Raw genomic sequence first — 13,358 nt, 5'->3', positions numbered from 1 at the left:
GCGGGGGGCACCGATTCTGTGAGGGCGTTTCTACACAGCTATCTGCGCCGTGCGCGGAATTTCTTGCTATTGGCCGCGTCCTGACGCTTGCCGGGCCAACTTGTTCCTTTGTGACGGCCCTGAGCCGATCCTTCGATTCGTTAACCATAGGTGTCCCGGGGGCCTCGTCCGGCGATATGCAGCGGCCCTTTGCGCCACGACGGCGCCACCGGGCCGGTGATCTTCAGGGAGGTGACGACGCCGTCGCCCACCTCGGCGGCGATCTTTGCGATCAGCTGCGATTGCATGATCCGCAGCTGAGTCGCCCAGGCCGTGGAGTCCGCGGACACGCTCAACACACCGTCGCGCAGGGCGGTCGGGGTGGCGTGTTCGGCGATCTGCTGGCCGACCACCGAGGGCCACTGGCCGAACACCGCGCCCTCAGCCACCCGCAGCGACCAGCCGTGCTTCTTCGCCACTTCCCGTGCCGCAGTGCCGAGCGGCTGCGGGTCGCGATGATCGGGACCCGGCCCGGACCAGCGCCGGCGACCCGACATGCCGGCGACGCGACGTCCGGGCGGCAGCAGCCGCCGCCCGCGCCCGACGTCTTTGCCCTGACTGCGCGCTGCGCCGCGGGCCTCTTCCAGCGTTCGCCGGACCAAGTCCATCGCGTCGTCGTCATTCATGTCTGCACCGCCGAAACCCGGCCGCTGTCGTCTTCGCGCAACGCGATCATGACCTGAGTGGCGTCCCAATCGCGCGGTACGTCGTCGGCGACCGCGGCGGTCACCAGAACCTGTTCGGCCGACGCTGCCGCGGCCGCGAGCGCTTGACGGCGGGCCGCGTCGAGTTCGGCGAACACGTCGTCGAGCAAGAGCACCGGATCACCTCCCTCGGCGCGGAGTAATTCGTAGGCCGCCAGCCGCAGTGCCAATGCCATCGACCATGATTCGCCATGGCTGGCAAAGCCTTTCGCGGGTTGATCGCCGAGGCGTAACTCGAGATCGTCTCGGTGCGGGCCGACCAGGCACACGCCGCGCTCCAGTTCGGCGTCGCGCCGGCGTGCCATCTCGGCCAGCAGCGCGGCTTGCAGCAACTCAATGTCCAGAACCCCGATGTCGATGCTGGCGCGGTAACCGATCGATGCGGTACGCGATCCCGGCGCCAACAGCGAGTAGGCCTTGACCACCTCGGGGGCCAACTCGTTGACCAGCTCTATCCGCGCCGCCATCAATTCGGCGCCGTGGGTAGCCAAGTGGCCGTCCCAGACGTCGAGCGTGTCCAGCACTCCGCGGTCGCCTCGCATCCGCCCGCCGGTCGCGGTCTTGAGTAACGCCGTGCGCTGGCGCAGCACTTTGTCATAGTCGGCGCGGACCGCGGCGATTCGTGGCCGCCGTACCGTGGCCAGGTCGTCGAGGTAACGCCGCCGGTCGGCAGGATCTCCACGGACCAATGCCAGATCCTCGGGGGCGAACAACACCGCACGTAGGACACCGACCACTTCACGGGCGCTGCGCACCGGCGAACGGTTCAGCCGGGCCTTGTTCGCCCGCCCACTGGTGATCTCCAGGTCGACAGCGCATTCCCGGCCGTCGTTGACCACGATCGTCGAGACCACCGCTCGTGGTGCGCCGATCCGGACCAGCGGCGCATCCGTGGCCACCCGGTGCGAGCTCAGCGTCGACGAATACCACAGAGCCTCAACGAGATTCGTCTTACCGTAGCCGTTCGGTCCGACGAACACGGTGCGTCCCGGCGCCAGTTCCAGGTTGGCATGCGCCCACGACCGGAAATCTCGTAGACCAAGGTGACGGACGTACACACCAACCGCTAACCCGGCAAACGGACCGGCATCAACAAATAGACGTAGTCGGTCGAGACCGCGGGGTAGGGACCGGCATCGGCGGGTTGCGGGTCGTCGTCGGATGCCGGGCGCAGCACCGCCGGCCGGCTGGGTGTGGTGAACCCGAAAGACACCTTTTCCGAATGCAGCGACCCCAGCCCGTCGGTCAGGTAGGTGGGGTTGAACGCGATGGTCAGCGGTTCGCCCGCGAATTCGACGGGTAGGTCCTCTTCGGCCCGGCCGACGTCGTCGGCGCCGGCGGAAAGCCGTAATACGTCGTCGGAGAATTCCATCCGCACCTGCGCGCCCCGGTCGGCCACCAGCGCCACACGCTTGATGGCCTCGGTCAACTCGGCCACCCCGATGGTGGCCACCGCGGTGTGCTCAGTCGGCAGCAGCTGGCGGAACTTCGGAAATTCCGCGTCGAGAAGACGTGTTGTGCTGCGCTTCCCGTTCCCGCTGATGCCCAGCAGCCCGTCCTTGCCCACCGCGGACCCGGCACCTAGCGACAGCCGCACCTCGGCGCCGTCGGCTCCGGTTTTGGCGGCCTCGGCAAGAGTTTTGGCCGGCACCAGCACCGCCGCCTCAATGTCCGGGGAAGCCGCCGACCAAGTGAGCTCACGGACCGCCAGGCGGAACCGGTCGGTGGCTGCCAACACCACCGTCTCGCCGGAAATCTCGACGCGGATGCCGGTCAACATCGGCAGGGTGTCATCGCGCCCGGCCGCGACGGCGACCTGGCTGATCGCCTCGGCGAACAAATCCGCCGACAACGCGCCGGTCTCCTCGGGCAGTGTCGGCAGCGTCGGGTAGTCCTCGACCGCCATCGTCGGCAACGAAAAACGCGCACTGCCGCAGGTCAACGACACCCGGGTGCCGTCAACCTGGACGTCGACCGGTTTGTCCGGCAACGCACGGGTGATGTCCGACAGCAGCCGCCCGGATACCAAAACCGTTCCAGGCGAAGCGATTTCGGCAGCAAGCCGCGCCTCGGCGGAGACCTCGTAGTCGAATCCGGAAATGGTCAGCCCGTCGTCCGAGCCGGTCAGCAGCACGCCGGCCAGGACCGGCACCGTGGGTCTGGTGGGCAGATTCCTCGCCACCCACGCCACAGCATCGGCGAAGTCTTCACGTACCAAGCGGAATTTCAAGTCAGTCAAGCCGACTTTGGTCGTCGCCACGTCCATAGCGTCCCTTCGTCACCCCGAACAGCAAGGTTCATCTTCAGCGGCTGACCCCGCTGACGAACGCCTGTGCCTGTAATCCGCCACGACGGCCGTAATGGCAGTCGAACAACAACCGTAGAGCTTCCGTCGTCATCTTGAAAGCTAATCGATCGCAGTGACAAGCGGCGCGCCTAGCGGCGGTCCGAGGGTGTGGAACGACGTGTCCCCAAGGGTCTTTTCGAAGAAGAAACTACGAAGAGATACTCGTAACAGTAATAAGTGCTGTGCATGTTGGGGACAGTGCAGTGTCGATGCTGTTGGGGACGGGAATCGGGGTGTGGATGAAGTTCTCGGCGGCTGTGGGGATTGTGTGCGCGGACTGGGGATGTGAGGCGCCTGTGCACCCGGTTGTGAGGCAGGGGTGAAGGTGTAAGCGGGTTTCCCACAGCTGTATGCACAGCCGGCGCCGGCAAAAATTTTTTGAGAGATCAGCGCTTGGAGCGCTGGCGAATCCGGGTCGTCAGCTCTTTGACGTGATCGAAGACCTCGCGACGCTCGGCCATCTCGCCGCGGACTTTGCGTTCGGCATACATGACGGTGGTGTGGTCGCGGCCGAACGCCTGGCCGATTTTCGGCAGGGACAGGTCGGTCAGTTCGCGACAGAGATACATGGCGATCTGGCGAGATTGCGCCAGGGCTCGGGTCTTACCGGGCCCGCGAAGCTCTTCGACTGTGGTGTCGAAATATTCGGCGGTGGCCGCCATGATGGTCGCCGCGCTGATCTGCATGGTGCTGGCGTCGGCGATCAGGTCACGCAAGACGATCTCGGCCAGGGCCTTGTCGATCGGTGTCTTGTTGAGCGAGGCGAAGGCCGTGACCCGGATCAGCGCACCCTCGAGTTCGCGGATGTTGCGTTCGATGCTGCTCGCGATGAGCTCGAGAACTTCGTCGGGCACGGCCAGGCGTTCCATCTGTGCCTTCTTGCGCAGGATCGCGATGCGTGTTTCCAGTTCCGGAGGCTGGACGTCGGTGATGAGGCCCCACTCGAAGCGGGTTCTCAGCCGGTCCTCGAGGGTGGCCAGTTGCTTGGGTGGGCGATCGGAGGAGATCACGATCTGCTTGTTGGCGTTGTGCAGCGTATTGAAGGTGTGGAAGAACTCTTCCTGGATGCCCTCTTTACCTTCGATGAACTGAATGTCGTCGACCAACAGCACGTCCACGTCGCGGTAGCTGCGTTTGAAGGCGACCTTGCGGTCGTCGCGCAGCGAGTTGATGAAGTCGTTGGTGAACTCTTCGGTAGAGACGTACTTGACCCGCATGCCGGGAAACAGTCGTTGCGCGTAGTTTCCGGCCGCATGCAAAAGGTGGGTCTTGCCCAACCCGGACTCGCCCCAGATGAACAACGGGTTGTAGGCCCGAGCCGGCGCCTCAGCAATCGCCAGCGCCGCGGCGTGAGCGAACCGATTCGAGGCGCCGATCACGAAAGTGTCAAAGGTGTACCGGCGGTTGAGACTGGTGCCGCCGGCGGCCGCCGCATCGTTGCTGTGTGGTCGTTCGGTGAAGTAGGTAGGCCAACTTTCGTGGGCGCTTGCGAGTGCCTCACGGTCTTCGTCAACCTCGTCGGGGTCGACGGCGGGGTCTTCGGGTAGCGGGCTGTTCTCGGTGTCGGCCCCGTCGTCGGGCGGCGGGGCGATGCGGACGCCGAGTTCGATCTGATGGCCGAGTCGACGGCTCAGCGCGTCGGTGATGTGGGTGCGCAAATGACGTTCGATCTCGTTTTGCACGAAGCTGCTGGGCACCGACAGCAGAGCAAACCCCTCGACGATGGTCAGCGGCTGAACCAGGTTCAACCAGGCCCTTTGCTGGGGAGTCAGTGGTGCGACGTACGGTTCACCGTTGGGCTGGGTACCGTCACCGTTTGTCTCGCCGTTGAGTTCGGAGACAACCGCGTTCCACACGGTTGCGAAGCTTGAACTGGGATCATCGGTCAACGACGGATCCCCCTGGCTAGAAATCGCGGTACAACCACTGGTAGCGACGACGAACTGTCCACATGGTTATCCACAGGTGTGGACAGGACGGTCGTCATCGCGACGCAGTCTATCGGCGACGGCACGCGAGATCGGCGCCCGAGACAGCCACCGTAGGTTGCCTGGGGAGAGAGCCGGTCCGCCATCCTCGCTTCGTTGTCGGGCGCCGTTTCGGTCTGAAACGGCATGGCCCGAAGCTAACAGTTTTCCGTGCGAGTGCCAACCGTTCTGCAACATTCCTGGCGCGCTTCAAACAGATTGTTTGACGCCGCGTGGCAGGTGTGAAACCAGTTAAGGTTCGCCGGTTGTAGGCACTGGTTTGACCCGACGAAGCCGCGTCAGTACCCTCGAACAGTCGCCCGAAAGTCGGCGATACGGCTGCGATCCGAGCTACTTGGCTCGGGGCCCGCGCCGGTTACCAGCGAGACACAGAGCCTACTTGGGCTTCGTGAGGGCAATCGTGTCCGGCCGGACGAGTCAGGTGGCCGGAGCGCGATGCCAGAGGCAACGAGGAGAGAGCCGTGGCGAAGGGCAAGCGGACCTTCCAGCCGAACAACCGGCGGCGAGCCCGCGTCCACGGTTTTCGGCTGCGGATGCGCACTCGGGCGGGGCGGGCAATCGTGTCCAGCCGGCGTCGTAAAGGGCGCCGTTCACTTACTGCTTGATCCATTCCTGGTGACGTAGCGGTGCTTTCCGCGCAGAACCGCATGACGCGGTCGACCGATTTCGATGCGACGGTCAAGCACGGGGTGCGAGTCGCGCAGCCGGACCTTGTCATCCATGCGCGGCAGGTTCAGCAGATCTCGCCGCCGAAGATCGGGTTGATCATTTCGAAGTCGGTCGGCTCGGCCGTGCAACGGCACCGAGTGGCGCGGCGGCTGCGGCATGTGGCGCGGTCGGTGTTGGCGGAACTGGAATCCGATCAGGTGGTGATCCGTGCGTTGCCGAGCAGCCGTGACGCGATGTCGGCACAGCTGGAGCGCCAGCTGCGGGCCGGGCTGCGACGGATCCGTCAGCTGACGGGATCACGCGGATGACTGGCAGCTGGGCGCGCAGCGCCGGGGCAACCGCCGCACGCGCGGTGATTTTCCTGATTCAGCTCTACCGCCACATGGTGTCGCCGCTGCGGCCGGCAACCTGCCGGTTCATGCCGACCTGTAGTCAGTACGCGGTGGATGCGCTGACCGAGTACGGGCTGGTGCGGGGCAGTTGGCTGGCCGCGGTCCGGCTGGCCAAGTGCGGTCCGTGGCACCCGGGAGGATGGGATCCGATACCGGAGCGCGCGGCAGCGCCGGCCGGCGCGCGAGACGTCTGGGACCCCCCAGCGGAGCGAGGGGAGATCGAGTCCGTTGTTTGATGTGTTCAGCCTGGACATCTTCTACTACCCGGTGTCGGCCATTATGTGGTTGTGGTACAAGGCATTTGGCTTCCTGCTGGGCCCCTCCAGCTTCTTCACCTGGGCGCTGTCGGTGATGTTCCTGGTGTTCACGTTGCGGGCCATCCTGTACAAGCCCTTCGTTCGCCAGATCCGCACCACGCGCCAGATGCAGGAATTGCAGCCGCAGATCAAGGCGCTGCAGAAGAAGTACGGCAAGGATCGCCAGCGGTTGGCGCTGGAGATGCAAAAGCTGCAGCGCGAGCACGGCTTCAACCCAATCCTTGGTTGCCTGCCGATGCTGGCGCAGATCCCGGTGTTCTTGGGGCTCTACCACGTGTTGCGGTCGTTCAACCGCACGACGGGTGGGTTCGGCCAGCCGCACATGTCGGTAGCCGAGAACCGCGCGACGGGAAACTACGTGTTCAGCCCGACCGACGTGGCGCACTTCCTGGACGCCAACCTGTTCGGCGCGCCGATCGGCGCGTTCATGACCCAGCGCACCGGGTTGGATGCGTTCACCGAATTCAGCCGCCCGGCCGTGATTGCGGTCGGCGTGCCGGTGATGATCCTGGCCGGCATCGCAACCTACTTCAACAGCCGCGCCTCTGTCGCTCGGCAGAGCCCCGAGGCGGCGGCCAATCCGCAGACCGCGATGATGAACAAGCTTGCGCTGTACGTGTTTCCGCTCGGCGTGGTGGTGGGCGGCCCGTTCCTGCCACTGGCGATCATCCTGTACTGGTTCTCCAACAACATCTGGACCTTCGGTCAGCAGCACTACGTGTTCGGCATGATCGAAAAAGAGGAAGAGGCCAAGAAGCGCGAAGCGCTGGAACGACGAGCCGCCAACGCACCGGCCCCTGGCGCCAAGCCGAAGCGCACACCAAAGGCCTCGGGAGGAAATGGGGCGTCGACGCCGAGTGGCCAGCCGGCGCCGGCGAGCGCGGAAGCCGACGGCGAGGCGACGGAACCGACCGCCGCGAAGACCAACCCGGCCAACCGGACCCCGCGCCCGGGAGCCAAGCCGAAAAAACGCAAACGGTGACCGGCGCGCGGATGCGGCCCGCGTACGCGGACGCCGGTCCGCAGTAGCTGGGTCAGAAAGCAGCCCGACGACGGGAAGAGGAAGAGACAGCCATGACGGACGCCGAGACAACAGAACGCGACGCAAACGACGAACCGGTGGAGGACCAGACGACGGACGTCGAGCCCGACACGGATGCCGATTTGGAGGAGCGATTGGTCGCCGAGGGAGAAATCGCGGGCGACTATCTGGAAGAGTTGCTCGACCTGCTCGACTTCGACGGTGATATCGACCTGGATGTGGAAGGCAACCGCGCGGTGGTCAGCATCGACGGCAGCGACGACCTGAACAAGTTGGTGGGCCGCAAAGGCGAGGTGCTCGACGCGCTGCAAGAGCTGACCCGGCTGGCGGTACACCAGAAGACCGGTGTGCGCAGCCGGCTGATGCTCGACATCGCGAGCTGGCGCCGGCGCCGTCGGGAAGAGTTGGCGGCGCTGGGCGACAAAGTCGCCCGACGCGTGCTGGAGACCGGCGAGCGCGAAGAACTGGCCCCGATGACACCCTTCGAGCGCAAGATCGTCCACGACGCCGTCGCTGTGGTGCCCGGGGTACACAGCGAGAGCGAGGGCGTCGAGCCGTCGCGCCGGGTCGTCGTATTGCTCGACTGACCGCCGCGACCAGAGTTACATCTTTGTAGTTCGCACCTGGCGGCGCGCGAAAGACCGGAGGATGTTTCACGTGAAACATGTCGAGGTGGCCTCTCCTCCGGATGCCGCCGCGGCAATCTTCGGTGATCGGCTTGAAGTGGCCCGGCGATACGCGGAGCTGTTGGCGGGCACCGGCGTCGAATGGGGATTAGTTGGCCCGCATGAAGTCGACCGGGTCTGGGAGAGGCATCTGCTGAATTGCGCCGTGGTCGCTGAACTGTTGGGGTCGGGGGAGCGCCTGGTCGACATCGGCAGTGGTGCCGGTCTGCCCGGGGTACCGCTGGCGATCGCGCGGCCCGACCTTGGAGTGGTCCTGGTCGAGTCGCTGCTGCGGCGAACGGAGTTTCTGCGGGACGCCGTCGCGGAGCTCGGTCTCGACGTGGAGGTGCTGCGGGGCCGGGCGGAGGACCGCCCTGTCCGCCACCGGGTGGGCGGAGCCGACGTCGCGGTGTCGCGCGCCGTGGCTCCGCTCGACAAGCTGACCCGGTGGAGTCTTCCGCTGCTACGCCCCGGCGGACGGATGCTCGCGATCAAAGGTGAGCAAGCGACGGAGGAAGTGCGCGAACACCGGCGTGTAATGACCGCGTTGGGCGCCGTGAATGTCAGGGTGGTGAAATGTGGCGTGAACTACTTGAGTCCGCCCGCAACCGTGGTGGTGGCGCGGCGCGGAAAGCCGGCGCCGATGCCCCGCCGGCCGCGCCAGCGGCCTCGACGATCAAACAGGGAGAGCCTATGACTGCGCCGCGTAGGCCCGAAGCTCCCCAGATGCCCGCGCCGAATGTTTCACGTGAAACATCGGCCGAATACGACACTCCGATCGGCGCCGCCGCCGAGCGGGCGATGCAGGTGCTGCACACCGCCCACGACCGGCTGCCGCGGCCAAGTCACCGCCGGCTGTTCACGATCGCCAACCAGAAGGGCGGGGTGGGGAAGACCACGACGGCGGTGAACCTGGCCGCGGCGCTGGCGATCCAGGGGCTCAAGACACTCGTCATCGACCTCGACCCGCAGGGGAACGCCAGCACCGCGCTCGGAATCACCGAGCGCCACTCCGGCACCCCGTCGTCGTACGAGGTGCTGCTCGGCGAGATGCCGCTGCGGGCCGCCCTGCGCCGCAGCCCGCACAGCGAACGGCTGTTCTGCGTGCCGGCCACCATCGACCTGGCCGGCGCCGAGATCGAATTGGTCAGCATGGTCGCGCGTGAGAACCGGCTGCGGACCGCGCTGGCCGAATTGGACCAGTCGGACTTCGACTACGTCTTCATCGACTGCCCGCCATCGCTCGGCCTGCTGACCATCAACGCGTTGGTCGCCGCGCCGGAGGTGCTGATTCCCATCCAATGCGAGTACTACGCTCTCGAGGGCGTCTCGCAGCTGATGAACAACATCGAGATGGTCAAGGCGCACCTTAACCCACAGCTCGAGGTGACCACCGTCATCCTCACCATGTACGACGGCCGGACCAAGCTCGCCGACCAGGTCGCCGACGAGGTGCGCCGCTACTTCGGCGGCAAGGTGTTGCGTACGGTCATCCCGCGCAGCGTCAAGGTGTCCGAGGCGCCCGGCTACAGCATGACCATCATCGATTACGATCCCGGCTCGCGCGGGGCGATGAGTTACCTCGACGCCAGCCGCGAACTCGCCGAACGAGACCGACCAGTGAAGGGGCAACCATGAGTCAGCCGTTGCGCAGGAAGGGCGGCCTCGGGCGCGGCCTGGCTTCGCTGATTCCCACCGGACCGACCGACGGCGAAGCCGGCTCGCAGGGCCTGGGGCCGCGGATGGGCGACGCCGCTGCCGACGTGGTGCTGGGCGGCCCGGCGGGCACGGCAGCGGCCCCGATGGGCGCGGTCTACCGCGAGATCGACCCGGCACTGATCGAGCCCAATCCGCGCCAGCCGCGCCAGGTCTTCGACGACGAGTCGATGGCGGAACTGGTGCACTCGATCCGCGAATTCGGCCTCATGCAACCGATCGTGGTCCGAGCGCTGGGCGCGGGCCAGGACGGTCAGCGCTACCAGTTGGTGATGGGGGAGCGGCGCTGGCGCGCCGCGCAGCAGGCCGGGATGACGGCGATCCCTGCGATCGTGCGCGAGACCGGCGACGACAACCTGCTCCGCGACGCTCTGCTGGAGAACATCCATCGTGTGCAGCTGAACCCGTTGGAAGAGGCGGCGGCCTACCAGCAGCTGCTCGACGAGTTCGGGGTCACCCACGACGAACTGGCCGCCCGCATCGGCCGGTCCCGGCCGCTGATCACCAACATGATTCGGCTGCTACGGCTGCCGATCGCGGTGCAGCGTCGGGTCGCCGCCGGGGTGCTGTCCGCGGGCCATGCCCGCGCGTTGCTGTCGTTGGAGGGCGGGCCGGAAGCCCAAGAAGAACTCGCCGCCCGGATCGTCGCGGAGGGGTTGTCGGTGCGAGCCACCGAAGAGGCGGTGACGTTGGCCAATCGCGGCGATGCGAGCAAGCCCGCCGCGCCCAAGCGCAAGCCGATCCACATGCCCGGGCTGCAGGACGTTGCTGAGCGGCTCTCCAGCGCCTTCGACACCCGCGTCACCGTCAGCCTCGGCAAACGCAAGGGCAAGATCGTCGTCGAGTTCGCGTCGGTGGACGATTTGCAGCGCATCGTCGACTTGATGAACTCGTCGAAGGCCTGAATACACACACACCGGGTAATTACGTCACTGTGACACTGGCGCCGCCCCACCCGGCCCGTCAACGTCGATATCCGCCAATCATGCTGCCCCCCATCACTTTTCGTCACGCGCGCCGGTGCGACGTCGGCCACACGGCGTTACTGGCCCGGCGGGGCCCGATGCTCCTATCCTGGAAGGGCTGTCAGCACGGAGGCGCAGGAGTCTAGTGACTGCTCGAATCACACCGCTGCGGCTCGAGGCCTTCGAGCAGCTGCCCAAGCATGCGCGCCGCTGCGTCTTCTGGGAAGTGGATCCCGCGATCCTGCGCAAGGGTGACCACCTCGCCGACCCGGAATTCGAAAAGGAAGCCTGGCTGTCGATGGTGATGCTGGAGTGGGGATCGTGCGGCCAGGTGGCCACGGCCCCGCCGGCGGAGTGCGAGCCCAGCGAACCGCCCTGCCTCGGGTATGTGCTCTATGCGCCGCCGCGGGCGGTGCCGCGGGCTCACCGGTTTCCGACCGCCCCGGTGTCGGCCGACGCGGTTCTGCTCACCTCGATGGGGGTGGAGCCGGGGCGCGGCGCCGACGACCTGCCGTACAGCCTGATTGCCCGGGTGGTCGACGAGCTGGTCCGTCGGGGGGTGCGGGCGTTGGAGGCCTTCGGGCGCACGGAGGAGGTCGCCGAGCTGGCCGATCCGCACGCCGTCGACCCCGAGTTGCGGCCGGTGCTGGAATCGGTCGGCGACTGTTCGGTGGACCACTGTGTGATCAGCGCCGACTTTTTGCGCGACGTCGGATTCGTCGAGGTCGCGCCGCACCGGTATTTCCCGCGGCTGCGGCTGGAACTCGACAAGGGGCTGGGCTGGAAAGCCGAGGTCGAGGCCGCCCTGGAGCGACTACTGGAAAGCGCGCAACTGCAGCAGCCGGTGGCGGCGGGCTCGTCGGCTACGAACCACTGAGCCGGCCGGCCTGCTCCACCGACAACTCGTGAGCAAGTAGCTCCGCGAACGTGAAAGTCCCTGTGGGACGGTCGTTTTTGCCGAGCAGATACAACCGCTTGACGGCGGCGAGGATGCCCTCGGCGATCGCGTCGCGGGTCTGGGTGGAAACCAGCATCGCCCGGTCGCGCGGGTTGGTGATGTAGCCGACGTCGACCTGAACCGTCGGCATACGGGTCAGCCGTAGCAGATCCCACGTCCGGCCGTGGGTGCGGCAATCGCGTAATCCCGTGCGCGCCACCACTTCTCGTTGAATGAAGTCGGCCAGCATGCGCCCGATGGTGGACACCGAGCCGTGCGAGTTGCCGAAGTGGAACGACGCGACGCCGTTGGCCGACGGGCTGGCCAGAGTTGCACAGCGCAGGCTGATCATCAGGTCGGCGCCGACGGCGTTGGCCGTTGCGGCCCGTTCGGCATCCGACGGGCTGCGGTTGGTCGGCCGCGACAGGAATGTCTCCATGCCGATCGCGGTCATCCGGCCCTCGAGACGACTTGCTAAGTCCCACAAGATATCTGCTTCGCTGATCGGACCGGCCGCGTTCTGTGTGATCAGCCCGTGGTCGGCACCGCCACGGCCCGGGTCGATGATGATTCGCTTGCCGGACAGTTTCGGGCCGGACCGTCGCACCAGCTCCTCTTCGCGGATGGCGTGCGGTGACCCGCCGCTGACCCGTGCGCTGAGAAAGTACAAGGAGCGCAACGTTTCCGGGCCGCAGATGCCGTCCGCATACAGCCCGTACTCACGCTGGTACGACATCAGCGCGTTGTGCGTCTGCAACCCGAAGTATCCGTCGACCAGTCCGGTGTAGAAACCGAGATCCTGCAGCCTGGCTTGCAGGGTAGCGACGTCGTCGCCGTACATCGGCGCGCCGAACTGATGACTGAGCGTGCGGGCACCGAGCCGATACGACGCTTCTTTGAGCGCACGGTAGGTGGCCTCGCCCACGACACCGTCCACCAACAGGCCGCGATGCTGCTGAAATGCGCGAACCGCGTGGTCGAGCTCGTCGTCGAACAGGTCGAGCGCGACATGTCTTCCGGTGGTGAGGTCTTCGTCGGGACTGGTCAAATGGCCCAACGCGGCCAGCGCGGCGCGAATCTCAGTGACCGCTGCGCAGCGGTCACCACAGCGCAGCGCTTCGCCGGCGCCGCGATGCGGAGTCGACATTCCAAGGCCTCCGGTGAGCCGGTGTGATCAGCCCTGCCCTTTGCTTGACAGGCTTGGCGGTATTGTCTCAGACGGTCTTCGATTTCGGGAAAACCCCAGGCAAATCGCGACGGTGTCGTGACTACACGTCGGAAAGCTCCCGCAACAGCGCCGCCTTGCCCTTGGCGCCGACGATCCGTTTCACGGGCTGACCGTCCTTGAACAAAATCAGCGTGGGTATCGAGACCACCTGGAAATCACGCGCGGTTTCCGGATTGGCGTCCACGTCGAGTTTGGCAACGGTGAGTTGCCCGGCTTTTTCGGCGGCGATTTCGGCCAGCACGGGTGCCACCATCCGGCACGGTCCGCACCACGTGGCCCAAAAGTCAACCAGCACAGGCGTATTGCTGGACAACACCTCGGTTGCGAAAGTCGCGTCAGAGACTTCCAC

General features: G+C 66.0%; 15 protein-coding genes. 9 read left to right on the top strand and 6 right to left on the bottom strand.

The window, feature by feature from the left end; genetic code table 11:
• Positions 1-140 precede the first annotated feature (140 nt).
• From AWC14_RS02860 to dnaA, 4 genes are all read right to left on the bottom strand, one after another.
• Positions 141-665 (bottom strand): DUF721 family protein, encoded by a 525-nt coding sequence (locus AWC14_RS02860; RefSeq protein ID WP_045384692.1) that lies wholly within the window; start codon positions 663-665, stop codon positions 141-143.
• Complete coding sequence (gene recF, locus AWC14_RS02855; protein ID WP_045384693.1) at positions 662-1,801, bottom strand: DNA replication/repair protein RecF; 1,140 nt, start codon at positions 1,799-1,801, stop codon at positions 662-664. The genes AWC14_RS02860 and recF overlap by 4 nt, the downstream gene beginning before the upstream one ends.
• Before the next feature lie 8 nt (positions 1,802-1,809).
• The gene (dnaN, locus tag AWC14_RS02850; protein WP_045384694.1) at positions 1,810-3,009 is read right to left on the bottom strand and encodes a DNA polymerase III subunit beta; all 1,200 of its coding nucleotides are present in this window, start codon (positions 3,007-3,009) and stop codon (positions 1,810-1,812) included.
• A gap of 467 nt (positions 3,010-3,476) precedes the next feature.
• The gene (gene dnaA / locus AWC14_RS02845; protein WP_045384695.1) at positions 3,477-4,979 is read right to left on the bottom strand and encodes a chromosomal replication initiator protein DnaA; all 1,503 of its coding nucleotides are present in this window, start codon (positions 4,977-4,979) and stop codon (positions 3,477-3,479) included.
• Between the two features lie 560 nt (positions 4,980-5,539).
• On the opposite strand from dnaA, the gene rpmH reads away from it, so the two are divergent.
• The 9 genes from rpmH to AWC14_RS02800 all read left to right on the top strand — a co-directional run bounded on the left by rpmH (position 5,540) and on the right by AWC14_RS02800 (position 11,721).
• A complete protein-coding gene (gene rpmH, locus AWC14_RS02840) occupies positions 5,540-5,683 on the top strand; it encodes a 50S ribosomal protein L34 (RefSeq protein ID WP_081968348.1) in 144 nt (47 codons plus the stop codon).
• Positions 5,684-5,704: 21 nt separating this feature from the next.
• Positions 5,705-6,055, top strand: coding sequence for a ribonuclease P protein component (gene rnpA / locus AWC14_RS02835; RefSeq protein ID WP_057003370.1), 351 nt, complete (start codon positions 5,705-5,707; stop codon positions 6,053-6,055).
• Entirely contained in the window at positions 6,052-6,375 is a 324-nt protein-coding gene (gene yidD, locus AWC14_RS02830; RefSeq protein WP_045384699.1) for a membrane protein insertion efficiency factor YidD, read from the top strand. Before rnpA ends, yidD begins: the two co-directional genes overlap by 4 nt.
• 43 nt (positions 6,376-6,418) lie before the next feature.
• Positions 6,419-7,438 carry a membrane protein insertase YidC gene (gene yidC, locus AWC14_RS02825; protein WP_045384716.1) on the top strand — a complete coding sequence of 340 codons (1,020 nt, stop codon included), beginning with the start codon at positions 6,419-6,421 and terminating at the stop codon, positions 7,436-7,438.
• Positions 7,439-7,530: 92 nt separating this feature from the next.
• Positions 7,531-8,085: a Jag family protein gene (locus AWC14_RS02820; RefSeq protein ID WP_045384701.1), complete on the top strand. Its 555-nt coding sequence runs from the start codon at positions 7,531-7,533 to the stop codon at positions 8,083-8,085.
• 70 nt (positions 8,086-8,155) lie between these two features.
• Entirely contained in the window at positions 8,156-8,860 is a 705-nt protein-coding gene (gene rsmG / locus AWC14_RS02815) for a 16S rRNA (guanine(527)-N(7))-methyltransferase RsmG (RefSeq protein ID WP_162835666.1), read from the top strand.
• Positions 8,857-9,801, top strand: a complete 945-nt coding sequence (locus AWC14_RS02810; protein WP_045384704.1) for a ParA family protein — start codon at positions 8,857-8,859, stop codon at positions 9,799-9,801. The genes rsmG and AWC14_RS02810 overlap by 4 nt, the downstream gene beginning before the upstream one ends.
• On the top strand, positions 9,798-10,784 hold the full coding sequence (locus tag AWC14_RS02805; protein ID WP_045384705.1) for a ParB/RepB/Spo0J family partition protein: 987 nt from the start codon (positions 9,798-9,800) through the stop codon (positions 10,782-10,784). The genes AWC14_RS02810 and AWC14_RS02805 overlap by 4 nt, the downstream gene beginning before the upstream one ends.
• A 205-nt stretch (positions 10,785-10,989) precedes the next feature.
• A complete protein-coding gene (locus tag AWC14_RS02800; RefSeq protein ID WP_045384707.1) occupies positions 10,990-11,721 on the top strand; it encodes a hypothetical protein in 732 nt (243 codons plus the stop codon).
• Here AWC14_RS02800 and AWC14_RS02795 read toward each other — a convergent pair.
• On the bottom strand, positions 11,708-12,928 hold the full coding sequence (locus tag AWC14_RS02795; RefSeq protein ID WP_045384709.1) for an N-acetylmuramoyl-L-alanine amidase: 1,221 nt from the start codon (positions 12,926-12,928) through the stop codon (positions 11,708-11,710). The genes AWC14_RS02800 and AWC14_RS02795 overlap by 14 nt on opposite strands.
• A gap of 121 nt (positions 12,929-13,049) precedes the next feature.
• Positions 13,050-13,358 (bottom strand): thioredoxin (trxA, locus tag AWC14_RS02790; protein ID WP_249026298.1); only part of this gene is annotated, 309 nt, incomplete at its 5' end.

Source organism: Mycobacterium kyorinense (assembly GCF_002101735.1).
Lineage (GTDB): Bacteria > Actinomycetota > Actinomycetes > Mycobacteriales > Mycobacteriaceae > Mycobacterium > Mycobacterium kyorinense.
This window is presented reverse-complemented; position numbering and strand designations above follow the sequence as displayed.